The following is a 22,632-nucleotide window of genomic DNA, read 5'->3' as shown; positions in this document are numbered from 1 at the left end:
CGCGGTCGCCCGCGCCCCCCGGCCGCCCCCTTACGGCTCCTTGCGCGTCAGCCGCGCAGGAGCTCGGCCTCCCTGCGTTTCAGCATCCGCCGCGCGGCGGCATAGGCCGCGCGCCCTTCCGCGTCGCGCAGGTCGGGGAAGATCGCGAAGATCTCCTCGCGCTGCGCGGCGCCCAGCCCCTTGAGGCTGTGATCGCCGGGCTGGAAGCTCTCGGTCCAGGCGCCGTTCGACAGGATCACCTCGTGATTGTCGAACATCACGTGGATGTAGCTAATGTCCTCGGCCTCGGCCCGCGTGATGCCGGGCCGGCCGACGAGATGCTTGGCCGCCACCAGGACCTCGCGCTCGTCGAAATAGAGCATCGTCTCGTCATTAGCGATCAGCACCCGGTGCTGCGGCGAGACCGTCATGTCGCGCTCGGGCAGGCCGTGGCCCAGCGCGCCGGCGGCGATCCGAACGGCGCGCAGCGCGCCGTTCGCGGCCATCTCGGCGCGCGTCAGGTCGCGGCGGCCCGTCCAGCGGACCACTTGGATCCCGTTGTCGCGGGTGATGACGCGGTCGCCCGGCTCCAGCGCCTCCACCGGCACCTCGCCGCGCGGCGTCGCGATCAGCGTGCCGGGCGTGAAGCAGGGGATGACGGTCTCGATATTCTCGAAGCGGGCCGTCTCGCCCGTGCGGTTGCCGTCCCCGTCGAGGAAGAAGACGACGCCGTTCTCGGCATTGTCGGCATCCTTCTCGATCTCGGCATCGATGCCGGTGAGGTCCAGCGTGTCCTGGTCCACGCCGCCCTCGCCGCCGTCGATGAAATCGCCGGCGCTTGCGCCCAGAAACAGGTCCTGGTCGTCGCCGCCGAAGGCTTCGTCGGCGCCCGCGCCCGAGACGATCGTGTCCATCCCCGCGCCGCCGAGGATCGAGTCGGCCCCCGCCCCGCCCAGCAGGCTGTCATCGCCCGCGCCGCCGTCGATCGTGTCCTCGTCGATGCCGCCGTCGATCGTGTCGTCGCCCTCGCCGCCCAGGATCGAATCGTCGTCGTCCTGCCCGAAGATCAGGTCGTTGCCGACCCCGCCATCGATCACGTCGCGGCCATTGTCGGGCACGAGGTCGATATCGTCGGGGATATTCAGCGGATCGAGCGCGGGATCGCCCCCCAGACCGCCGTAGATCGTGTCGTTCCCCGACCCGCCGAAGATCGTGTCCGACCCCTCGCCGCCGATGATGCTGTCATTGCCGTCATCGCCGAAGACGAGGTCGCGGTCGAAGCCCGCGTCGATCGTGTCGCGGCCCGAGCCGCCGTTGATCGTATCGTCGTCGTCGCCCGTCGTGATGAAATCGCTGCCGCCCCGGGCCTCGACGTAATCGCGGTCGTCATCGGGGTCATCATCGCCCGCGAAGAGGCCCGGATAGCCCAGGTCGGGCCGGCCGGTGATCCCGGCATCGATCGTGTCGTTGCCGCCATTGCCGGTGATGAAATCGTTGCCGGCCCCGCCGATGATCGAATCGTCGCCGAAGCCCGACAGCAGCGTGTCGTCGCCATCGCCCCCGTCAAGCGTGTCTTTCCCGTCCTTGCCGGTGATCAGGTCGTCGCCCGCGCCGCCCAGCAGCGAATCGTCGCCCGCGCCGCCGCGCAGCGTGTCGTCGCCGGCCTCGCCCTCCAGCGTGTCGTTGCCGCCCCCGCCCAGAAGCGAGTCGTCGCCCGCACCGCCCAAGACCGAGTCGTCGCCCTCGCCCGCATCGACCTCGTCATCGCCCGCGCCCGCGAGGACGGTATCGTCGCCGCCCTTGGCCAGGATGATGTCGTCGTCGCCCACCTCGCCGGGCAGGAGCGCGTCGCCCGCATCGACGAAATCGCCGTTCGGATCGCCGTCATAGGCGGCGTCGATCAGATCGCCGCCTTCGGTGCCCTCGACGATGCCGTCGCGCGGATCGACGCCGCCGATCACCGTCTCGATATTGACGAAGCGTGCGGTCTCGCCCGTGGGCGTGCCGTCATCGCCCAGGAAGATGACCGTCCCGCTTTCCGCGCCGGGCGCGTCTAGCTCGAACGTCGCATTGGCGCCGGTTAGGTCGAGCGTGTCGAAATCGTCGCCGCCCTCGCCGCCGTCGATCACGTCGCCGGGCGTGACGTTGATGAAGCTGTCGCGGTCGTCGCCGCCCGACATCTCGTCGGCCCCGGCCCCACCATCCAGCGTGTCGTCCCCCGCCTCGCCGAAGATCGTGTCGAGGCCCGCGCCGCCCAGCAGGCTGTCCGCGCCCGACCCGGCCGGATCAGGCTCGTAGCCGATGACGGGCGAGAAGAAGATATCGGTGATGTTGATGCCCGAGTCGTTCGCGCCGTCCTGGTCATGCGTGATCTCGATCCGCGCGACCGGGCCTGCGATCGCGACCGTGGTCGAATAGGCGTCGGAGCTGTCGGGCGCGTAGCCGCCCTTGCTGTCGATCGTGCTGCCGGTGACGCTGACGCCGCTGCCGCCCTCCAGCGTGACGGGAAGCTCCTGGCCGAACTCGTCATAGGCGCGGACGGTGACGACGCCGTCGCCGTCCACATCGTTGATGTTGAAGGACACGTCGCAGACCGGCTGCGAGAAGGCGACGCGGTAGGCGCCCGCCTCCTCCGGGCTGGACAGCACCGATTCGAAGGACGCGTCGGCATCGACGGCCTCGGGCCCCGACTGGATCCCCGTGACGTTCTGGGCCGAGGCCTCGAACGCGTTCACGACATCGCCCGTCTCGCGGGTCGTGGTGAAGCTGACCTCGACGGTGCCGGTGTTCTGCGCGGCCGTCTCGACCGCGACGCCGTCGCCGTAGCCCGGGACCTGCGCCCAGTTGAAGCTCTCGCGCGGGCCGCAGATCGGGGCGCCGCGTTCGCCGCCCGTGTCGCCATAGATCAGATCGTCGCCATCGCCGCCCGCGACGGTGTCGTCGCCCGCGCCGCCCGACAGCGTATCGTCGCCCGTGCCGCCCGCGATCTCGTCCGCGCCGGCCTCGCCCAGCACCTCGTCGGCCCCGGCCCCGGCATCGACCGTATCGTCGCCCGCGCCGGCCGAGACGAGGTCGTCGCCCGCGCCCGCAAGGACCGAATCGTCGCCGCCCTTGGCCAGGATGATGTCGTCGTCGCCGACCTCGCCGGGCAGCAGCGCGTCGCCCGCATCGACGAAATCGCCGTTCGGATCGCCGTCATAGGCGGCATCGATCACGTCCGCGCCCTCGGTGCCCTCGACGATGCCGTCGGGCTGCGGCGGGACGAAAGGGTCGAAGACGATCTTCTCGATATCCTCGAATGTGGCCGTCTTCCCGGTGCGGATGCCGGATTCGTCGAGGAAGAAGATCGTACCGTCCTCGTCCTCCGTGTCCGGTGCGTATTCGATCTCGACCCGCAGGCCGGTCAGGTCGAGCGTGTCGAAGTCGGAGGCCGCGCCCGAGCCCGAGCCGCTGCCCGAGCCCGACCCGCCCGACAGGCGCGAGCCGCCGTCGATATGGTCGCCATGCGTCGCGCCGAGGATCAGGTCGTCGTCATTGCCGGCATCGATCGTGTCGGCCCCGTCGCCGCCCGTGATCGTGTCCGCGCCGTCCCCGCCGAAGACGATGTCGTCGCCGGCCGCGGACTTGACGATATCGTCGCCGGCCCCGGCATAGACGAGGTCGTCGTCGCCCACGGTCCCCATCACGCCCTGCGCGTCGTTCGCATCGATCCGGTCGCCCTGCGCATCGATATAGGCGAGGTCGATCACGTCGTCCTGGTCGGTGCCGTCGACGATGCCGTCGCCGCCCGCCGCTGGGGCGGTGAAGGAAAGGTTGTCTACCGCGCCCGAGCCGCAGAGCTCGACGACCATGAAGGCGACCTCGTCGACATTCATGTGCAGGACGGTCTGCCCGTTATCGGCGGTCTGCGCGTGGAACGTGTCGATAAGGTTGCCATGCGCGTCGTAGAGCTTCACCGACGCGCCCTCCTCGATGTCGAGGAAGGTCAGCGAATGCACCGTCGCGGGGGCGTCGAAGGCGAATTTGAACTGCGCCCCGCCCGCGTTGTCGTCGGGATCGGTGCTGTCGCCATCCTCGGAGGCGATCAGGACGCCGCCGAGATTCGAGCTGGCGAGGTCGCTGTCGCCGCCCGTCGGATGGGCGGTGTCGAAGATCATCGCGGGGCGGTGCGGGTCGAGGCTGCTGATCGTTACGCCCTGGGCGCTGTATTGGCCGTCGATCACCGTTCCGGCGGGGAGATCGTTGAAATCGATAAGGGTCTTCTCGGTCATCACCAATCTCTCCTCATGCCGCGCCGTAACATTCGGGCCGCGCGGCGAACGGGCCCTCGATCCGTTCCGGGCCGGGCCCCACGGCCGCCGCGCCTGGGGCGCGGGCGGTTGGACCGGGGCTGTCGGTCATCCACAGGGATGATTCCTCCGTCAGGTCCCGGTCAGGGGCCCGATCGTGGAGCGATGGCTGAAGGTTCTGGGATCGGCGGGCGCAGTCGGTCGGCGGCCTGGGGCATGCCATGCGCGTGAAACCCGTCCGGTCGGACGGCCCGCGACAGGCCCGTGACGGACCCGCGCAGTCGCGCATGTTCGGCATCCCCCCGGACGCTTTCTTCGTGCGGCCGCCCCCGTGGCCAGCAGACATCACCCCCCAGTCGGGTGTAGCCGGACACTAGCGAATTCCCGCCGACGGGCAAACGGAATTGCGGCGGAAAAACGGTCGCGACGGGGCGCCGGGCGCCGCTCGCGCCGCATTTACCGTGACTCGTGCCACATTTCAGCCGCATTCTGTTGACGATTCGGAAACGGCTGCCCCCCAATGCAAACCACATCCGGGTCGTGCATGGATGCACTTTCGGCGCCGCGCCCCTCCCCCCGGGGCGCGGCGTCGCTTGTTTCGATCGTTTCGAAATCGGCAAAGATACTGTGGCCGGATTGCGACGGGTAAGGATGCTGTGTTTCGCAAGGCCGAACGATGGCGGGGCGGGTCATTGGGACGCCGCGGCGAACGATCCCGCGGACGGGGTGCGATCGTCTCCGATCGCGCGTCGATGCTGCCGGATGGTACCCGTGGCCGGACTCGAACCGGCAAGCCTCGCGGCGGCGGATTTTGAATCCGCTGCGTCTACCAATTCCGCCACACGGGCAGCCCCAGCGGCCTAGCCCCCTGCCCCGCCGCCGTCAATCGGGCCGCTAGAGCCGGGTCGCCGAGAATGTGTCGCAGTCGCGCAGATCGCCCGATCTCAGCCCGCGCATGAACCAGCGCGCGCGCTGTTCGCTGGTGCCGTGCGTGTAGGTGTGCGGCCGCGGCGGGCGGCCCGCGGCGCCCTCCAGGCGGTCGTCGCCGATCTCGCGCGCGGCATTCACCGCCTCGGCGATGTCGCCCGGCTCCAGCGTGCCGAAGCGCGCCTGCGCCGCGCGCGCCCAGATCCCGGCGTAGCAATCGGCCTGCAGCTCGATGCGGACCGAGATGGCGTTGGCCTGCACCTGGCCCGATTGCGCGCGGAGCGCGTTGGCTTGGCCGAGGATGCCCAGCTCGTTCTGGATGTGATGGGCGATCTCGTGGGCGACCACATAGGCGGCGGCGAAATCGCCCGTGGCGCCGAACCGCTGGGCCAGCGTCGTGAAGTAGGCCGTGTCGAGATAGGCCTTCCGGTCGGCCGGGCAGTAGAAGGGCCCCGTCGCGCCGGACGCTCCGCCGCAGGGGCTGGAGGTCACGCCGGAAAACAGCACGAGCGTGGCCGGGTCGTAGCGCTCGCCCAGCTGGCGGCGGAAGATCTCTGTCCAGATCTCTTCGGTATCGGCCAGGACGACCGAGACGAACTCGCCCTCCGCGCGCTCGGCCTCGGACAGCGGGCGCGACTCGACCGCCCCGCCGCCCCCGCCGCCCGACAGGAGCGGCGAGACGTCGACGCCGAAGACCCAGCCGATCAGCAGCACCGCGAGCAGGCCAAGCGCGCCCGCGCCGCCGACGCGGCCCGTGGTCCCCGCCCCGCGCCGTCCGCGGCGGTCCTCGATATTGGCGCTGCCGCGCCGGCCTTTCCAGCGCATGGCCGCGCCCTCCGGTTGATCTGTCCCAATCTGGCTTGACCCGGCCGGGGTTCCAAGGAAAACGCAATCCATGTTGCGCCGCCTCTATGACTGGACCCTGCACTGGGCGGGGCATCGCCACGCGATCTGGGTGCTGGCCGCGATCAGCTTCATCGAATCCTCGGTCTTCCCGATCCCGCCCGATGTGTTGCTGATCCCGATGGTGCTGGCCGCGCCGCAGCGCGCCTTCTGGATCGCGCTGGTCTGCACGGTCTCCAGCGTGGCGGGTGCGCTGCTGGGCTACGGCATCGGCTATTTCGCCTGGGAGGCGCTGGGCGAGCCGATCCTGACGGCGCTGGGCAAGGCCGACAGCTTCGACGGCTTCCGCGACCGCTACAACGCCTGGGGCGCCTGGGCCGTGCTGATCGCCGGGATCACGCCCTTCCCCTTCAAGGTCATCACCATCCTGTCGGGCACGACCGGGCTGTCGCTCCCGGTCTTCGTGGTCTCCTCCATCGTGGCGCGGGGGCTGCGCTTCTTCATCGTCGCGGGGCTTCTGTGGAAATTCGGCCCGCCGATGCGGGACTTCATCGAACGCCGTCTCGGGCTTATGTTCAGCCTAGCCCTTGCCGCGCTTCTGGGCGGCTTCGTCGCGCTGAGGTACCTATGACCCGACTGATCGCGCTGGCCACGATGGGCCATATCGGACTTCTGGGCGGGGCCTTCCTGTTCCAGCTCGCGGGCTACGCGCCCTGCGCGATGTGCCTTTGGCAGCGCTGGCCGCATGCCGCGGCGATCGTCTTCGGCGTGATGGCGCTGGGCGGGCTGGCGCCGCGGGCGATGGCGGGGCTGGGCGCGCTGGCGGCGGCGACGACCTCGGGGCTCGGCGCTTTCCATGCGGGGGTCGAGCAGGGCTGGTGGGAGGGCCCCTCCTCCTGCACCGGGACGGGCGATCTGGGCGGCATGACCGGCGGCGATCTCCTGGCGACCGACATTCCCGAGGCGCTGGTTTTGTGCGACGACATTGTCTGGCAACTGGGCCTGACCATGGCGGGCTGGAACGCCGTGCTGTCGGCGGGTCTGGCCGGGATCTGGCTTCTGGCCGCGCTGCGCGCCCCCGCGGCGGAGCGATTGCCAACTGGCAATTAGTCGTTACGTTTGTGTTAATTGCGCGGCGCTGGCCGGCTCAGTGCAGCTTGAACTCGCCCACCACGTTGCGCCATTCGCCGGGCGAGATCATCTTGCGGTGGCTGAAGCGGACCGAGTGCAGCGGCCCCTCGATCTCCTCGCCCCAGAACTCGATGAACTTGAACAGCCTTGGATGGTCCGGGGCGAGGTCGTAATCCTGCCAGATGAAGGTGTTCAGGACATGCGGATGGTCGGGCATGTGGTAGAACATCTCGGCCACCGTCAGCCCGTATCCCTTCAGCATCAGCTCGGTTTCGTTACCCATTCTGACCCCTTTCACACGTCCCCCCTGGCGGAAATTGTGCCACGGATCGCGGGTCACGCAACGAAAACAAATCGTTGGCCACCGTGAAGGCCGGCTGCCATGCCTTTTGGCAACACGGCGTTGAGCCCATATCGAGGGGGTGATAGAAGCGCGGCTGACTACATATAGAACCCGGAACGCCGGGCGGAGACCGCGATGAGCGATACGCCAGAGACCCCCGAGAACGACGACGATCAGCCCGTCCACCGCGAGCCGATGGCCCATGACGGGCCGAAGATCTCGATCGTCGACGAGATGCGGACCTCCTTCATCGATTACGCGATGTCGGTGATCGTCAGCCGGGCCATCCCGGATCTGCGCGACGGGCTGAAGCCCGTGCACCGCCGCATCCTCTACGCGATGAGCGAGACCGGGAACACGCATGACAAGCCCTATCGCAAATCGGCCCGGCCGGTCGGCGACGTGATGGGCAAGTACCACCCGCATGGCGACTCGGCGATTTACGAAGCGCTGGTGCGGATGGCGCAGGATTTCTCGATGTCGCTGCCGCTGCTCGACGGGCAGGGCAATTTCGGCTCGATGGACGGCGATAACGCGGCCGCCATGCGCTACACCGAAGTGCGGATGGACAAGCCCGCCGGCGCGCTCTTGGCCGATATCGACAAGGACACGGTCGATTTCGCGCCCAATTACGACGGCAAGGACCGCGAGCCCACCGTCCTGCCCGCCCGCTTCCCCAACATGCTGGTCAACGGCGCGGGCGGCATCGCCGTCGGCATGGCCACCAACATCCCGCCGCACAACCTGGGCGAGGTGATCGACGCCTGCCTCGCGCTGATCGAGAACCCCGACCTGTCGTCGGAGGACCTGATCGACTACGTGCCCGGGCCCGACTTCCCGACCGGCGGTCTGATCCTCGGCCGCTCGGGCATCCGGAAGGCGTATCTTGAGGGTCGCGGCAGCGTGATCCTGCGCGCCAAGACCCGGGTCGAGGAGATCCGCAAGGACCGCTACGCCATCGTGGTCGACGAGATCCCCTACCAGGTCAACAAGGCCACCATGGTCGAGCGCATCGCCGAGGCCGCCAAGGAAAAGCGGATCGAGGGCATCAGCCACGTGCAGGACGAATCCGACCGCGTCGGCGTCCGTGTGGTGATCGAGCTGAAGCGCGACGCGACGGCCGAGGTCGTCCTGAACCAGCTCTTCCGCTTCACGCCGATGCAGACCTCGTTCGCCTGCAACATGCTGGCGCTGAACGGCGGCCGGCCCGAGCAGCTGACCCTGCGCGGCTTCCTCACCGCGTTCCTGTCCTTCCGCGAGGATGTCGTTGCCCGGCGCACGGCCTTCCTGCTGCGCGAGGCGCGCGACCGCAGCCACGTGCTCTGCGGCCTGGCCGTCGCGGTGAGCAACGTGGACGAGGTCGTGGCGACGATCCGCGCCTCCGAGGACGCCGCCGACGCCCGCGCCAAGCTGATGGAGCGGCGCTGGCCCGCGCAGGACATCGCCGATTACATCCGCCTGATCGACGACCCGACCCACACGATCAACGATGACGGCACCTACAACCTGTCCGAGCGGCAGGCCCGTGCGATCCTCGAGCTGCGGCTGCAGCGCCTGACGCAGATCGGCGTGAAGGAGGTCACCGACGAGCTCCAGTCGCTGGCCGAGAAGATCAAGGACTACCTCGACATCCTGGGAAGCCGCGCGCGGATCCTGGCGATCATCTCGGACGAGCTGCGCGAGGTGCGCGAGCAATTCGCCGTGGATCGCCGCACCGAGATCACCGACTGGTCCGGCGATATGGAAGACGAGGACCTGATCGAGCGCGAGGACATGGTCGTGACGATCACCCAATCGGGCTATGCCAAGCGCACCCCCCTGGCCGATTTCCGCGCTCAGAAGCGCGGCGGCAAGGGGACCGCGGGGATGGCCACCAAGGAAGAGGATGTTGTCACGACCCTCTTCGTGGCCAACACGCACACGCCCCTTCTGTTCTTCACGACCGACGGCATGGTGTACAAGCTCAAGACCTGGCGCCTGCCGCAGGGCGGGCGCACGGCGAAGGGCAAGGCGCTGGTGAACCTGCTGCCGATCCAGCCGGGCACCGGGATCGCCGCGATCCTGCCCATCGACCGCGACGAGGATCACTGGGACGAGCTGCAGGTCGTCTTCGCCACCGATCACGGAACCGTCCGGCGCAACGCGCTGTCGGATTTCGCCAATGTCATGCGCAACGGCAAGATCGCCATGAAGTTCGAGGGCGAGAGCGAGGGCTGGACCCTGATCAACGCGCGGATCGCGTCGAATGACGACGACGTGATGCTGGTTACCCGTTCGGGCCGCGCGATCCGCTTCCCGGCGACCGCTGTGCGGGTCTTCAACTCGCGCGCGTCGGTTGGCGTGCGCGGCATCCGGCTGGGCAAGGACGACGCCGTGGTTTCGATGGCCGTGATCCGCCATTTCGAGGCGACCTCCGACGAGCGCGCGGCCTATCTGAAGATGCGCCGCGCCATGGCGGGCCTCGCCGACGACGCCGAGATGGAGAGCGACGAGGAGGGCGACGCCAACGCCGCTCTGCCGCAGGAGCGCTATGCCGAGATGTCGGCGGCCGAGGACCTGATCGTCACGCTGACCGAAGCCGGGACCGGCAAGCTCAGCTCGTCGCATGACTACCCGGTCCGCGGGCGCGGCGGTATGGGCGTGAACGCGCAGGACAAGGCGGCGCGCGGCGGGCCCATCGTCGCGGCCTTCCCGGTCGAACCCGACGACCAACTGATGCTGGCCACCTCGACCGGCCATTCGATCCGAACGCCGGTCGACGGAATCAGCTTCCGCTCGCGCTCCGCAGGTGGGGTGAAGGTCTTCAACACGCGGAAGGGCGAGCGTGTGGTCTCCGTCGCACGGATCGCGGATCAGGGCGCGGAATCAGAGCCTTCGGAAGACGCAGCGGGTTGACCTGAGGCCGGTTTGCGCCTTTGCAATGGCGCGTGTGCGCTTACGGATCCGATTTTGCGTCCTTGCGGAGTCGCCGGACATGACGATCGAGAATTGGGACGATCTGAAATACGTGCTCGCCGTGCAGCGGCACGGCACGATGTCCGCGGCCGCGCGGTTCCTGACGACCAACGTCGCGACCGTCTCGCGGCGGATCGACCGGATCACGCAAGAACTGGGCCGTCCGCTCTTCGAGAAGCGCGGCAAGAGCCTCGTGGGGACCCCCGCGGCGCGCCGGCTGGCCGATCTGGCCGAGGCGATCGACCAGCGCCTGCGCGCCGAACTGGCGCAGCTGCATAGCGGCGCGACGGCCGCGCCGGTGACCCTCGAGATCGCGGCGCCGCCCGCGGTCCACACCCATTACATCCTGCCGCGCATCGGCGACCTCATGGCCACGCTGCCCTCGGTGTCACTGACCCTGACGGACAAGGCTTTCGCGCAAGGCCTGGGCGAGGCCGATCTGCAGATCCGGCTGGGCCGGCCCGAAGGCGGGCGCCTGCGCGCGCGCAAGTTCCGCGACGTGCCCTTCCGCGTCTATCATCGCAAGGACCGGCCGCTGAACGGCGACTGGGTGACCCTGACCCACCGCTATCCCGGCAGCGACATCCTGCGCAGCATCTATCCCGAGGCCCGCGCGGAGCCGCGCCTGCGCGTCGAGGATCTGCGCCTCGTCCACCGGATGGTGCAGGAGACGGGGCTCGCGGGGTTCCTGCCGGGTTTCCTGATCGAGCCGGGCGACGGGCTGGTGGCCGCAGAGCTGCCCGACAACCTGCGGGTGTTCGAGCTGTGGATCGCCTATCACGAGACGCGCCATGGCGACCCGCTGCTGCGCTCGGTGGTGGACTGGTTCTGCGAACCCGCCGCCGCGGCCGCGTGACGCGCCGCGAAGGATGACGCCGCGCCCCGCGGGGGCGCAACAGAACGGGAGCCGGCGATGGCCTTGGACAATTGGGACGACCTGCGCTTCGTGCTGGCGATGACCCGCCACGGCACAATGTCTGCGGCGGCGCGCTTTCTCGACACCAATGTCGCCACCGTGTCGCGGCGGATCGACCGGATCAGCCAGGAGATCGGCCTGCCGCTCTTCGAGAAGCGCGGCAGCGCCTTCGTGGCCACCGCCGCGGCGAAACGGCTGGCCGAGATCGCGGAGGGCATCGACCACCGGCTGCGCGGCGAGCTGCCGGCGCTTGCGACCGAGACCGCGTCCGAACCGGTCCTGATGGAGGTCGCGGCCCCGCCCGCGGTGCATTTCCACTACGTGATGCCGCACACGGCCGAGCTGTCATCGCGGCTGCCCAACGTGCGCCTGACCCTCACCGAGAAGGTCTTCGCCCAGGGCCTGGGCGAGGCCGACATCCAGATCCGCGTGGGCCGGCCCGAGGGCGGCCGCCTGAAGGCGCGGAAGTTCCGCGACTACGCGCTCTGCGTCTTCCATGGCAAGGATCACAGGCTCAACGGCGACTGGATCGGCCTGTCGCATCGCTACCCAGATGCCGACATGCTCCGTGACGTGTATCGCGACGCCAATTCCGACCCGAATTACCGGGTCGAGGAGATGCCGATGGTCCTCGACATGGTGCGGGCCACGGGCATGCCCGGGATGCTGCCCGATTTCATGGTGCTTCCGGAGCACGGCCTCGTCCGCGCCGACCTGCCGGACAACGCGATCCCGGGCGAGCTGTGGATCGCCTATCACGAGACGCGGCATGGCGACGCGACGCTGCGCGCGCTGGTCGACTGGTTCTGCGAAAGCGCCGAAGCGTCCTGAGCCCAGCCCTTTCGTCACCTGCGCGAAGGGCGTATTGAGGCCACCATGACAGACAGATTGCACATCGTGGGCGGCGGCATGGCCGGGTCCGAGGCCGCGTGGCAGGCGGCGCAGGCGGGCGTGCCCGTCACCATCCACGAAATGCGCCCGAAGGTCGGGACCTTCGCGCATCGCACCGGGTCGCTGGCCGAGATGGTCTGCTCGAACTCCTTCCGCTCCGACGATGACGAGCAGAACGCCGTGGGCCTTTTGCATTGGGAAATGCGCGCCGCGGGCGGGCTGATCATGGAGATGGCCGATGCCCACCGCCTGCCCGCGGGCGGGGCGCTGGCCGTCGATCGCGACCCCTTCGCCGAGGCCGTCACCGCGCGGCTGCGGGCCCATCCCCTGATCGAGGTGGTGGGCGAAGAGGTCACCGCCCTGCCCGATGCGGGCCACTGGATCATCGCGACCGGGCCGCTGACGGGCTCGGGCCTGGCGCAGGCCATCGCCGCCGAGGCCGGGCAGGACAGCTTGGCCTTCTTCGACGCCATCGCCCCCATCGTGCATGCCGACACGATCGACATGTCGGTGGCCTGGCGCCAGTCGCGCTACGACAAGGGCGAGACGGAAGACGAGCGCACCGCCTATATCAATTGCCCGATGACGAAGGCCGAATACGAGGCCTTCATCGACGCGCTGCTCGCCGCCGACAAAACCGAGTTCAAGCCGGGCGAGACCGCCGGCTATTTCGACGGCTGCCTGCCCATCGAGGTCATGGCCGAGCGCGGGCGCGAGACGCTGCGCTTCGGGCCGATGAAGCCGGTGGGCCTGACCAACCCGCACAATCCGACCGAGAAGGCCTATGCCGTGGTGCAGCTGCGCCGCGACAACGCGCTGGGCACGCTCTACAACATCGTGGGCTTCCAGACCAAGATGACGTACGGCGCGCAGAAGTCTGTTTTCGCGATGATTCCCGGGTTGCAGGATGCCAGTTTCGCGCGGTTGGGCGGGATCCACCGCAACACCTTCATCAACTCGCCCACGCTGCTGGACGCGCAGATGCGGCTGCGCTCGAAGCCGCATATCCGCTTCGCGGGCCAGATCACCGGGGTCGAGGGCTATGTCGAGTCGGCCGCGATGGGCCTGCTGGCCGGCCGGATGGCCGCGGCCGAGATGCGGGGCCACGCCCTGCCCCCAGTGCCGCAGACGACCGCGATGGGCGCGCTGGTCACCCACATCACCGGCGGCGCGGAGGCCAAGACCTTCCAGCCGATGAACGTCAATTTCGGGCTGTTCCCACCGGTCGACGCGCGTGGCGGCCGGCGCAACCGGGCGGCGCGCTACAAGCTTTATACCGACCGGGCCAAGGCCGACTGGACGGGCTGGCTGGGCTTGCGCGAAGCGGCGGAGTGAGGCGATGAGCGATCCGAAGATGCCCGAGGGCCTGTGGCAGCCCCGCTCCGTCGAGGAGACGATGGAGATCTACGCCGATTGGGCCACGCGCTACGACGCCGACCTGATCGCCGCCGGCTACGCCACGCCCGCGCGCGTCGCCGCCGCCTTGGCCGCGCAGCTCTCCGACCGGGCCGCGCCGGTGCTGGATTTCGGCTGCGGCACGGGGCTGTCGGGCATGGCGCTGGCCGAGGCGGGCTTCACCACGCTGGACGGGATCGACGTGTCGGCCGAAATGCTGGAACAGGCGCGCGCCAAGGGCGTCTACCGCGACCTGACGCTGGGAACACCGGGCGCGGTGCCCGAGGCCCGCGCCTACGCAGCGGTGGTCGCGACGGGCGTCATCAGCACGGGCGCGGCCCCGGCCGGGGTGCTCGATGACGTGCTGGCGGGCATGGCTGCGGGCGCGCTGCTGGCGCTGAGTTTCAACGAGGCGGCCCTGCGCGAGCGGTCCTATTTGCAGGCGCTGACCGATGCGCAGCTCGACGGCCGCGTGCTGCTGCTCTCGGCCGAACACGGGCCCCACGTGCCCACGAAGGACGGCGCGCGCAGCTCGACGGTCTACGTCCTGCGGCGGACGTGACGCGCACGCGTTTCGCGCCCTCGCCCACCGGGCCGCTGCATCTGGGCCATGCCTGGGCCGCGCTGGTCGCCGCCGATCACGGGCGGATGCTGCTGCGGATCGAGGATATCGACCAGGCGCGCGCCCGCCCCGAATGGGAGGCCGCGATCTATGACGACCTGCGCTGGCTCGGCCTCGACTGGCCGGAGCCGGTGATGCGCCAGTCCGAGCGGATGGCGGCCTATGGCGCGGCGCTGGACCGGCTCTGGGCGCGCGGGCTGCTCTATCCGTGCAGTTGCAATCGGCGCGACATCCTCCAGGCCGCCGCGGCCCCGCAGGAGGGCGCGCCGCTGCTGGGCCCGGACGGCGTGGTCTATCCCGGAACCTGTCGCGGCGCCTCGCGCGCGGGGCCGCGGCCCGCGGGCGTTGCGCTGCGCCTCGACGCGGCCGCGCTGGGCAATCTGCGCTGGACCGAGCGGGGCGCGTCGCGCGGGATGGATGGCGCGACCTTCCGCCGGACGATCGGCGATCCAGTGCTCGCGCGGCGCGACATGGGCACGTCGTATCACCTGGCCGTGGTGGTCGACGACGCGGCGCAGGCCATTGACCTCGTGACACGCGGCGAGGATCTGGCCGAGGCGACGCCGATCCATGTCGCGCTGCAGGGCCTGCTGGGCCTGCCGACGCCCGATTACCTGCATCACGACCTCGTCCGCGACGCGGCGGGCAAGCGGCTGGCCAAGCGCGACGACGCGCGCAGCCTCGCCAGCTACCGCGCCGCGGGCTGGACGGCCGACGCGCTGATCGCGCGGCTGCGGGAGAGCCGGATCGCGCCGGACTGAGACGCGGTCAGGGGATCCAGTTCCCGATCCAGTTGCCATGCGCCCAACCCTTGCGGTCGTCGCGATAGACGAGGCCGACCCAAGGCCCCTGCTGGGTGATGCCCATCACCCGGTCGCCATTCACGAGCTTATCGATCATCCGGAAATCCGAGCCCGGCCCGCTGCGCACCGCGAGGAAGCCGTCGCCGTTCGGATCGAGCCCCATCACCGTGCCGACGGAGTAGCAGGCCGCCTGTTCCTGCGACTGGTCGCAGTCGATCACGATGGGCACGTCGAGCTGCTGGGCCCGCAGGGCGGGCGCGGCGAGGATGGTGGCGCACAGGAAAGCGGACAGCGAAAGGCGGCGCATCGGCGAACTCCCGGAGACTGGTTAAACGCGGCGGGCCGGGATCCGTGGCCCGCGCGCCAGCCTAGCATGCGCGCCCGATTCACCCCACCGGTTGCGCCGTCTCCACCAGCCGGGCGAAGAAGCTCGCCCCGATGGGCGCGATGCGGTCGTTGAAGTCGTATTCCGGGTGGTGCAGCCCCGCCCCCTCGCCCGCGCCGAGGAACAGGTAAGCGCCCGGGCGGGCCTGCAGCATGTAGGCGAAATCCTCCGCGCCCATCTCGCGCATGACGTCCGGATCGACCTTGCCGTCGCCCACCACGTCGCGCGCCACGTCGGCGGCGAAACCCGCGCGGTCCGGGTCGTTGATCGTGGGCGGGTAGCCGCGGTCGTAGTGGAGCTCGACCTCGACATCGTAGGTGGCCGCGATCCCGTCCCCGATGGCGCGGATGCGCCGTTCGGCCATGTCGCGCACCGCGTCGTCGAAGGTACGGACCGTGCCCGACAGAAGCGCCTCGGCCGGGACCACATTATTGGCCGAGCCCGCATGGATCTGGGTGATCGACAGGACGAGGTCGTCGGTGGCGCGGTGGTTGCGGCTGACGACCGTCTGGAGCGCATGGCCGAGGCCCAGCGCCGCGACGACCGGGTCGCGCGTCTCGTGCGGCAGGGCGGCGTGGCCGCCAAGCCCGCGGATCGTGAAGTTGAACTCGTCCACCGAGGCCAGAAGCGGGCCCGGGTTGACGAAGAATTCGCCCTCGGGCCGGCCGGGCGCGTTGTGGATGCCGAAGACCTGGCCGATGCCGAACCGGTCCAACACGCCTTCCTGCACCATGACCTCGCCGCCGCCGCCGGATTCCTCGGCCGGTTGGAAGATCAGCGCGACGCGGCCCGAGAAGTTGCGCGTCTCGGCGAGGTATTTCGCGGCGCCCAGCAGCATCGTCGTGTGCCCGTCATGGCCGCAGGCATGCATCTTGCCCGGCGTCTCGGAGGCGTGCTCCGCGCCCGTCGCCTCGGGGATGGGCAGCGCGTCCATGTCGGCGCGCAGCCCGATGGTCGGGCCGTCGCCCCGGCCCTCGATGATGGCGACGATGCCGGAGGTCGCGATCCCCTCGTGGATCTCGTCCACGCCGAATTCGCGCAGCTTGCGCGCCACGAAGCCCGAGGTCTTCGGCAGGTCGAATTGCAGCTCCGGGTTGCGGTGCAGCCAGCGGCGCCAATCCTGCATCTCGGGTTGCATGGCGGCGATCGAGTTGATGACGGGCATGGCTTGTCCTCCGGCTGGGCTTCGGCCCACATGACGGCAACGGAAGGGGCTTCGCAATGGACGACATCTGCAGGACACCGGGCGGCGGCCTGCCGCGGCTCCTGGCGATCATGGCGCGGCTGCGCGATCCGGAAACGGGCTGCCCTTGGGATATCGAGCAGGATTTCGCCTCCATCGCGCCCTACACGATCGAGGAAGCCTACGAGGTGGCCGACGCGATCGAGCGCGACGCGTGGGACGAGATGGAGGGCGAGCTGGGCGATCTGCTGCTGCAGGTCGTCTACCACGCCCAAATGGGCGAGGAGGAGGGCCGCTTCGACTTCCACTCCATCGCCGAGCGCGTGGCGCAGAAGATGGTGGACCGGCATCCGCATATCTGGGGCGACGCCTCGCGTGAGAAATCGGCCGAACAGCAGATCGCCGATTGGGAGGCCGCCAAGGCGAAGGAACGCGCGGGCCGGCGCACGCTGGACGGGGTGGCGCTGGGCCTGCCGGCCCTGCTGCGCGCGGTGAAGCTGCAGAACCGCGCGGCGCGGGTCGGGTTCGACTGGCCCGAGACCACCGCGGTGCTGGACAAGCTGCGCGAGGAGGCCGCCGAGCTGGTCGAGGCGCGCGACCGGCTGGGCCCGGCCGCGCTGGCCGAGGAGATGGGCGACATGCTCTTCGTCATGGCCAACCTCGCGCGCCATCTGGGCGTCGACCCCGAAGAAGCGCTGCGCGGTGCCAACGCCAAGTTCACCCGTCGCTTCGCCGAGATCGAGGACGCGCTGGCCCGGCTCGGCCGCAGCCCGGCGGAAAGCGACCTAGCCGAGATGGACGCGCTCTGGGACGCGGCGAAGGCACGCGAAAAAATGTCCGACAAGAAAAGTCGGGATTGACCTGACAAAAAGACTCGGAAATATCGGGGTCACCAACAGAACGGAGGCCCGAATGCTTCGCACGTCCATCCTCGCCACCACCGCCCTGACGCTGGCCGCCCCCGCGCTCGCGGGCGAGGTCAATGTCTATTCCTATCGCCAGCCCGAGCTGATCCAGCCGCTCGTCGACGGCTTCGAGGCCGCGACCGGCCACACCGCCAACGTCGTCTATATCGACAAGGGCATCACCGAGCGGCTGGTCGCCGAGGGCCCGCGCTCGCCCGCCGACCTGGTCTTCACCGTCGACATCTCGCGCCTGGCCGAGGCCAAGGAGGCGGGGGTGACGCAGGCGGTCGAAAGCGAGGTGCTGAACGCCAACATCCCCGACGCGCTGCGCGACGATGACGGCCATTGGTACGGGCTGACCACTCGCGCGCGCATCGTCTATGCCAGCAAGGACCGCGTGGCGCCGGGCGAGGTGACCACCTACGAGGACCTGGCCGACCCGAAATGGCAGGACCGGATCTGCACCCGCTCGGGCACGCATGTCTACACGATCGGCCTGATCTCGGCGATGATCGAGCATAACGGCGTCGAGGCGACCCGCGACTGGCTGGAAGGCGTGAAGGCCAATCTCGCCAAGGCGCCCGAGGGCAACGACCGCGCGCAGGTCAAGTCGATCTGGGCCGGCGAATGCGACATCAGCCTGGGCAACACCTATTACATGGGCGCCATGCTGAACGACCCCGAGCAGGAAGCCTGGGCCAATTCGGTCCGCATCGCCTTCCCGAGTTTCGCCGATGGCGAAGGCACGCATGTAAACATCTCGGGCGTGGCGATGGTCGAGGGCGCGGCGAACCGCGAGGAGGCGCTGGCCTTCATGGAGTATCTCTCCTCGCCCGAGGCGCAGTCCATCTATGCCGACGTGGTCTACGAGTATCCCGCCTCGCCCGAGGTGGCGCCCTCGGATCTCGTCGCGGGCTGGGGCGAGCTGGCGGCCGACACGACCGACCTGACCGCCATCGCCTCGCACCGCGCCGAGGCGCTGAAGCTGGTCGAGGAGGTCGATTTCGACGCCGGCAGCTAAGGTCCGCGCGAAAGGGCCGCGCCGGCGGGGCCCGGTCCCGCGAACGGGCGGCGCTTCGGCGCGCTCCGGGCGACCGGGGCGCGCCATCCGCATTCGGCGGCGCGCGCTCTGGACATTCGCGCGCCCGTGGTCAGGTTGGCGGCCATGACGCGCAAGATCATCATCGACACCGATCCCGGCCAGGACGACGCCGTCGCCATCCTGCTGGCGCTGGCCTCACCCGAGCTGGATGTGCTGGGCCTGACCGCCGTCGCGGGCAATGTGCCGCTCGACCTGACCGCCCGGAACGCGCGAATCGTCTGCGAGCTGGCCGGGCGGAGCGATATCCCGGTCTTCGCGGGCTGCGACCGGCCGATCGCGCGCGATCTGGTCACCGCCGAGCACGTGCATGGCAAGACCGGGCTGGACGGGGCCGAGCTGCCCGACCCGGCGATGGCCCTGCAGGACGCCCATGCCGTCGACTGGATCATCGAGACGCTGCGCGCCGAGGCGCCGGGCGCGGTCACGCTCTGCCCGCTTGGCCCGCTCACCAATATCGCGACCGCGCTGGCCCGCGCCCCCGACATCGCGGGCCGGATCGACCGCATCGTGCTGATGGGCGGTGCCTATTTTGAGGTGGGCAACATCACGCCCGCGGCCGAGTTCAACATCTTCGTCGACCCCGAGGCGGCGCGGGCCGTATTTCGATCGGGCGTGCCGCTGACCGTCCTGCCGCTCGACGCCACCCACAAGGCGCTGACGACGCGGGCGCGCAACGCGGGCTTCGCCGCGGCGGGCCGCGTGGGCGAGGTCGTCGCGGGCTGGACCGGCTTCTTCGAGCGCTTCGACCGGGAGAAATACGGCTCCGAGGGCGCGCCGCTGCACGATCCCTGCGTGATCGCCTGGCTGCTGAACCCGGATCTGTTCAAGGGCCGCGAGGTCAATGTGGAAGTCGAGGTCGAGAGCCCGCTGACCCGGGGCATGACCGTCGCCGACTGGTGGCGCGTGACCGACCGGGCCGCCAATGCGCTGTTCATCGGGGATGTGGACGCCGACGGGTTCTACGCGATGCTGACCGAGCGGATCGCGCGGTTGTGAGATCGCGCCGTCGGCGCGCGTCCGCCGTGAGTATTTTCGGACCCGTGATTGACGGGGCCCACGTTAACCTTAACGCGCCGCCAGGGGCATCACGGGTCTGCAAATACTCAGGTCCCGTCCCCGGCGGTCTGCGCGCCGTCCCGGACGGGTCGCATCGCGCGCGGTCGCGCTTACATGACATAGTGAGAGACAGGAGCCGCGATGTTCGCCTTCGACAATAGCTACGCCCGCCTGCCCGCGCGCTTCTACACGAAGATGGCGCCCACGCCCGTGGCCGCGCCCGGCTGGATCGCGCTGAACGAAGGCCTCGCGCGCGAGATGGGGCTCGACCCCGAGGCGCTGCGCGTGGCGCCGGAGGTCTTCGCGGGCAACCGCGTGCCCGAGGGGGCGGTGCCGCTGGCGCAGCTCTATGCCGGGCATCAGTTCGGCGGCTGGTCGCCGCAACTGGGCGACGGGCGCGCGATCCTGCTGGGCGAGCACGTGGCGGACGGGCGGCGCTGGGACGTCGCGCTGAAGGGCTCGGGGCCCACGCCCTACAGCCGGATGGGCGACGGGCGCGCGGCGATCGGGCCGGTGATCCGCGAATATCTCGTCTCTGAGGCGATGCACGCGCTGGGCGTGCCCACCACCCGCGCGCTGGCCGCCGTCACGACGGGCGAGACGGTGCTGCGGCAGGAGGGCCCCCTGCCCGGCGCGGTGCTGACCCGCGTGGCCGCCAGCCATATCCGCGTGGGCACCTTCCAGGTCTTCGCCGCGCGCGACGACACCGAAGCGCTGGGGTCCCTGCTGGACCACGCCATCGCCCGCCACGCGCCGGGCGCCGACGGACCGATGGGCCTGTTGCGCGCGGTGATGGAAAAGCAGGCGAGGCTCGTCGCGCAATGGATGGGCCTGGGCTTCGTGCACGGCGTGATGAACACCGACAACATGACGATCTCGGGCGAGACCATCGATTACGGGCCCTGCGCCTACATGGAGGCCTATCACCCCGACACCGTCTTCAGCTCGATCGACCAGTTCGGGCGCTATGCCTGGTCAAAGCAGCCCGACATCGCGCTGTGGAACCTCGCGCAGCTGGCCACGGCGCTGCTGCCGCTGATGGGCGCGCGCGAGGCTGCCGTGGCGGAGGCGACGGAGGTGCTGGAGGGGTTCCGCGACCTCTATACCGCCGCTTGGGAGGACGTCATGTCCGCGAAGATCGGGCTGCGCGACATGGAGCTTGCGATGGAGCTGCTGGCGATCCTGGCCGAGGGACAGGGCGATTTCACCAACAGCTTCCGCGCGCTCAGCGTCGATCCGGGCGCGGCGCGCGACCAGGTCCTGAACCGCGGCCGCTTCGACGACTGGTTTGCGCGCTGGCGGGCCCGCGGGCCGGATTTCGATGCGATGGCCCAGGCCAACCCCGCGCTGATCCCGCGCAACCACCAGGTCGAGGCCGCCATCGCCGCCGCCGAGACGGGCGACCTGGCGCCGTTCCACGCGCTGGGCGCCCAGCTTGCGGATCCCTGGCACGAGACTGAGGCCAACGCCCCCTACCGCGTCCCCGCCACGCCCGCGGAGCGCGTGACGCGAACCTTTTGCGGGACCTGATTGCCCCCGGCTGCCGCGCGTCCTAGACCCGGTCGCATGACGACGCCCAGCATCATCGAGCGCTGCGAGGCCGCCGGATTGCGCCTGACCGGCCAGCGCAGGATCGTGGCGCAGGTGCTGGAGGATTCGCCCGATCACCCGGATGTCGAGGCGATCCACGCCCGCGCGGCCGCGCGCGACGCCTCGATCTCGGTGGCCACGGTCTATCGCACCGTGAACCTGTTCGAGGAGGCGGGCATCCTGGAGCGGCGCGAGTTCGGCGACGGGCGCGCCCGCTGGGAGGATGCCGAGCGTGAGCATCACGACCACCTGATCGACATGCAGACCGGCGAGGTGATCGAGTTCGTCGATCCCGAGATCGAGGCCCTGCAGGAGCGGATCGCCGAGCGGCTGGGCTACGAGCTGCGCGGCCACCGGCTGGAGCTGTTCGGCGTGCGCCGCAAGTGAGCCGGCGATGAGCGACACGCTGCGCGGCGCGGCCCTGATGGTCGTGGCGATGGCTTGCTTCGCGGTCGAGGACGCGCTGATCAAGGGGCTGACGGCGACCCTGCCGGCGACCCAGATCATCTGGATGCTGGGCCTCGGCGGGGCGCTGGCCTTCGCGGCCTGGCTGGCGGCGACGGGCCGGGGTGTCTGGTCGGCGCAATACCTGCATCGCACGGTGCTCATGCGGTCGGGCTGCGAGGTGTTCGGCACGCTCTGCTTCGTCTCGGCGCTCGCGCTCATCCCGCTCGCACTGGCCTCGGCGGTGATCCAGGCGACGCCCCTCGTGGTCGCGATGGGGGCCGCGCTGTTTCTCGGCGCGCCCGTCGGCTGGCGGCGCTGGGCGGCTATCGCGGTGGGCTTCGCGGGCGTGATGCTGATCATCCGGCCCGGGGCCGCGGGGGTCGAGCCGGGCGTGCTGCTGGCGGTGGGCGGCATGCTGGGCCTTGCCGCGCGCGACCTGGTGACCCGCACGATGCCCGGCGCGGTGTCGGGGCCGCGCCTGTCGCTCCACGCCTTCGCGGCGCTGGTGCCCACGGGGCTCGCGCTGCAACTGCTGCTGGCCGCGCCCTTCGTCATGCCCTCGGGCGCGGAGATCGGCATCCTCGCGATCGGCGTCGCCATAGGCATGGGCGCCTACCTGACCATCGTCGCGGCGACGCGGATGGGCGATATCGCGGTGATCTCCTCGTTCCGCTATTCGCGAATGCTCTTCGCGCTGCTGCTGGGCGTGACCTTCTTCGGCGAGCGCCCGGACGCGGCGACGCTGGCGGGCGTGACGATCGTGATCGCCTCGGGGCTCTATACCCTGATCCGCGAGGCGCGGCTGCGGCGGGCGGCTTCCCAAGCGTGAGGCCGCGCGCTAGACGAGGCGCAATCAATTCCCCGGAGGCC

At 69.8% G+C, this 22,632-nt stretch carries 19 protein-coding genes and 1 tRNA gene; 14 read left to right on the top strand and 6 right to left on the bottom strand.

The annotated features are described in order from the left end of the window. Window positions 1-47: 47 nt before the first annotated feature. From P8627_RS15965 to ypfJ, 3 genes are all read right to left on the bottom strand, one after another. Entirely contained in the window at window positions 48-4,250 is a 4,203-nt protein-coding gene (locus tag P8627_RS15965) for a Hint domain-containing protein (protein ID WP_279965242.1), read from the bottom strand. A 781-nt stretch (window positions 4,251-5,031) separates the two neighbouring features. Then, window positions 5,032-5,116: transfer RNA gene (locus P8627_RS15960), tRNA-Leu, on the bottom strand. Between the two features lie 46 nt (window positions 5,117-5,162). After that, window positions 5,163-6,020, bottom strand: coding sequence for a KPN_02809 family neutral zinc metallopeptidase (gene ypfJ, locus P8627_RS15955; protein ID WP_279965241.1), 858 nt, complete (start codon window positions 6,018-6,020; stop codon window positions 5,163-5,165). A gap of 70 nt (window positions 6,021-6,090) precedes the next feature. Between ypfJ and P8627_RS15950 the strand changes: the two genes are divergently transcribed. Then, window positions 6,091-6,669, top strand: a complete 579-nt coding sequence (locus P8627_RS15950) for a YqaA family protein (protein ID WP_279965240.1) — start codon at window positions 6,091-6,093, stop codon at window positions 6,667-6,669. Beyond that, a complete protein-coding gene (locus tag P8627_RS15945; protein WP_279965239.1) occupies window positions 6,666-7,148 on the top strand; it encodes a disulfide bond formation protein B in 483 nt (160 codons plus the stop codon). Before P8627_RS15950 ends, P8627_RS15945 begins: the two co-directional genes overlap by 4 nt. Window positions 7,149-7,185: 37 nt before the next feature. Here P8627_RS15945 and P8627_RS15940 read toward each other — a convergent pair whose 3' ends face one another. Next, window positions 7,186-7,452, bottom strand: coding sequence for an usg protein (locus P8627_RS15940; RefSeq protein ID WP_279965238.1), 267 nt, complete (start codon window positions 7,450-7,452; stop codon window positions 7,186-7,188). 195 nt (window positions 7,453-7,647) lie between these two features. Here P8627_RS15940 and gyrA point away from each other — a divergent pair, with 195 nt between their 5' ends. The 6 genes from gyrA to gluQRS all read left to right on the top strand — a co-directional run bounded on the left by gyrA (window position 7,648) and on the right by gluQRS (window position 15,052). Beyond that, window positions 7,648-10,407: a DNA gyrase subunit A gene (gene gyrA / locus P8627_RS15935; RefSeq protein WP_279965237.1), complete on the top strand. Its 2,760-nt coding sequence runs from the start codon at window positions 7,648-7,650 to the stop codon at window positions 10,405-10,407. A 79-nt stretch (window positions 10,408-10,486) separates the two neighbouring features. Continuing rightward, on the top strand, window positions 10,487-11,323 hold the full coding sequence (locus tag P8627_RS15930; protein ID WP_279965236.1) for a LysR family transcriptional regulator: 837 nt from the start codon (window positions 10,487-10,489) through the stop codon (window positions 11,321-11,323). Between the two features lie 57 nt (window positions 11,324-11,380). Continuing rightward, the gene (locus P8627_RS15925; protein ID WP_279965235.1) at window positions 11,381-12,214 is read left to right on the top strand and encodes a LysR family transcriptional regulator; all 834 of its coding nucleotides are present in this window, start codon (window positions 11,381-11,383) and stop codon (window positions 12,212-12,214) included. Window positions 12,215-12,259: 45 nt separating this feature from the next. Continuing rightward, complete coding sequence (trmFO, locus tag P8627_RS15920; RefSeq protein WP_279965234.1) at window positions 12,260-13,609, top strand: methylenetetrahydrofolate--tRNA-(uracil(54)-C(5))-methyltransferase (FADH(2)-oxidizing) TrmFO; 1,350 nt, start codon at window positions 12,260-12,262, stop codon at window positions 13,607-13,609. A 4-nt stretch (window positions 13,610-13,613) separates the two neighbouring features. Then, window positions 13,614-14,231 (top strand): class I SAM-dependent DNA methyltransferase, encoded by a 618-nt coding sequence (locus P8627_RS15915; RefSeq protein WP_279965233.1) that lies wholly within the window; start codon window positions 13,614-13,616, stop codon window positions 14,229-14,231. Continuing rightward, window positions 14,228-15,052 (top strand): tRNA glutamyl-Q(34) synthetase GluQRS, encoded by an 825-nt coding sequence (gluQRS, locus tag P8627_RS15910; RefSeq protein ID WP_279965232.1) that lies wholly within the window; start codon window positions 14,228-14,230, stop codon window positions 15,050-15,052. Before P8627_RS15915 ends, gluQRS begins: the two co-directional genes overlap by 4 nt. A 7-nt stretch (window positions 15,053-15,059) precedes the next feature. Here gluQRS and P8627_RS15905 read toward each other — a convergent pair whose 3' ends face one another. After that, on the bottom strand, window positions 15,060-15,401 hold the full coding sequence (locus P8627_RS15905; RefSeq protein WP_279965231.1) for an SH3 domain-containing protein: 342 nt from the start codon (window positions 15,399-15,401) through the stop codon (window positions 15,060-15,062). Window positions 15,402-15,480: 79 nt separating this feature from the next. Further along, window positions 15,481-16,644, bottom strand: coding sequence for a M20 aminoacylase family protein (locus tag P8627_RS15900; RefSeq protein ID WP_279965230.1), 1,164 nt, complete (start codon window positions 16,642-16,644; stop codon window positions 15,481-15,483). A gap of 56 nt (window positions 16,645-16,700) precedes the next feature. Between P8627_RS15900 and mazG the strand changes: the two genes are divergently transcribed. The 6 genes from mazG to P8627_RS15870 all read left to right on the top strand — a co-directional run bounded on the left by mazG (window position 16,701) and on the right by P8627_RS15870 (window position 22,591). Next, window positions 16,701-17,522, top strand: coding sequence for a nucleoside triphosphate pyrophosphohydrolase (gene mazG, locus P8627_RS15895; protein ID WP_279965229.1), 822 nt, complete (start codon window positions 16,701-16,703; stop codon window positions 17,520-17,522). Window positions 17,523-17,574: 52 nt separating this feature from the next. Next, window positions 17,575-18,588, top strand: a complete 1,014-nt coding sequence (locus P8627_RS15890; RefSeq protein WP_279965228.1) for an extracellular solute-binding protein — start codon at window positions 17,575-17,577, stop codon at window positions 18,586-18,588. A gap of 144 nt (window positions 18,589-18,732) precedes the next feature. Continuing rightward, on the top strand, window positions 18,733-19,665 hold the full coding sequence (locus P8627_RS15885) for a nucleoside hydrolase (protein WP_279965227.1): 933 nt from the start codon (window positions 18,733-18,735) through the stop codon (window positions 19,663-19,665). A 201-nt stretch (window positions 19,666-19,866) separates the two neighbouring features. Beyond that, window positions 19,867-21,255, top strand: coding sequence for a protein adenylyltransferase SelO (locus P8627_RS15880; protein ID WP_279965226.1), 1,389 nt, complete (start codon window positions 19,867-19,869; stop codon window positions 21,253-21,255). A gap of 36 nt (window positions 21,256-21,291) precedes the next feature. Next, complete coding sequence (locus P8627_RS15875; protein ID WP_279965225.1) at window positions 21,292-21,702, top strand: Fur family transcriptional regulator; 411 nt, start codon at window positions 21,292-21,294, stop codon at window positions 21,700-21,702. 7 nt (window positions 21,703-21,709) lie between these two features. Then, window positions 21,710-22,591 (top strand): DMT family transporter, encoded by an 882-nt coding sequence (locus P8627_RS15870; RefSeq protein WP_279965224.1) that lies wholly within the window; start codon window positions 21,710-21,712, stop codon window positions 22,589-22,591. The last annotated feature ends 41 nt before the right edge of the window (window positions 22,592-22,632 follow it).

The sequence above is a fragment of the Jannaschia sp. GRR-S6-38 genome, from assembly GCF_029853695.1.
Lineage (GTDB): Bacteria > Pseudomonadota > Alphaproteobacteria > Rhodobacterales > Rhodobacteraceae > Jannaschia > Jannaschia ovalis.
Note: the sequence above shows the minus strand (reverse complement) of the source record. Positions and strands in the feature narration are given on the sequence as shown.

Excerpts from the sequence above, each read along its gene's own strand:
- P8627_RS15965 (WP_279965242.1), bottom strand. The coding sequence starts at position 4,250 with ATGACCGAGAAGACCCTTATCGATTTCAACGATCTCCCCGCCGGAACG.
- ypfJ (WP_279965241.1), bottom strand. The coding sequence starts at position 6,020 with ATGCGCTGGAAAGGCCGGCGCGGCAGCGCCAATATCGAGGACCGCCGC.
- P8627_RS15950 (WP_279965240.1), top strand. The coding sequence starts at position 6,091 with ATGTTGCGCCGCCTCTATGACTGGACCCTGCACTGGGCGGGGCATCGC.
- P8627_RS15945 (WP_279965239.1), top strand. The coding sequence starts at position 6,666 with ATGACCCGACTGATCGCGCTGGCCACGATGGGCCATATCGGACTTCTG.
- P8627_RS15940 (WP_279965238.1), bottom strand. The coding sequence starts at position 7,452 with ATGGGTAACGAAACCGAGCTGATGCTGAAGGGATACGGGCTGACGGTG.
- gyrA (WP_279965237.1), top strand. The coding sequence starts at position 7,648 with ATGAGCGATACGCCAGAGACCCCCGAGAACGACGACGATCAGCCCGTC.
- P8627_RS15930 (WP_279965236.1), top strand. The coding sequence starts at position 10,487 with ATGACGATCGAGAATTGGGACGATCTGAAATACGTGCTCGCCGTGCAG.
- P8627_RS15925 (WP_279965235.1), top strand. The coding sequence starts at position 11,381 with ATGGCCTTGGACAATTGGGACGACCTGCGCTTCGTGCTGGCGATGACC.
- trmFO (WP_279965234.1), top strand. The coding sequence starts at position 12,260 with ATGACAGACAGATTGCACATCGTGGGCGGCGGCATGGCCGGGTCCGAG.
- P8627_RS15915 (WP_279965233.1), top strand. The coding sequence starts at position 13,614 with ATGAGCGATCCGAAGATGCCCGAGGGCCTGTGGCAGCCCCGCTCCGTC.
- P8627_RS15905 (WP_279965231.1), bottom strand. The coding sequence starts at position 15,401 with ATGCGCCGCCTTTCGCTGTCCGCTTTCCTGTGCGCCACCATCCTCGCC.
- P8627_RS15900 (WP_279965230.1), bottom strand. The coding sequence starts at position 16,644 with ATGCCCGTCATCAACTCGATCGCCGCCATGCAACCCGAGATGCAGGAT.
- mazG (WP_279965229.1), top strand. The coding sequence starts at position 16,701 with ATGGACGACATCTGCAGGACACCGGGCGGCGGCCTGCCGCGGCTCCTG.
- P8627_RS15890 (WP_279965228.1), top strand. The coding sequence starts at position 17,575 with ATGCTTCGCACGTCCATCCTCGCCACCACCGCCCTGACGCTGGCCGCC.
- P8627_RS15885 (WP_279965227.1), top strand. The coding sequence starts at position 18,733 with ATGACGCGCAAGATCATCATCGACACCGATCCCGGCCAGGACGACGCC.
- P8627_RS15880 (WP_279965226.1), top strand. The coding sequence starts at position 19,867 with ATGTTCGCCTTCGACAATAGCTACGCCCGCCTGCCCGCGCGCTTCTAC.
- P8627_RS15875 (WP_279965225.1), top strand. The coding sequence starts at position 21,292 with ATGACGACGCCCAGCATCATCGAGCGCTGCGAGGCCGCCGGATTGCGC.
- P8627_RS15870 (WP_279965224.1), top strand. The coding sequence starts at position 21,710 with ATGAGCGACACGCTGCGCGGCGCGGCCCTGATGGTCGTGGCGATGGCT.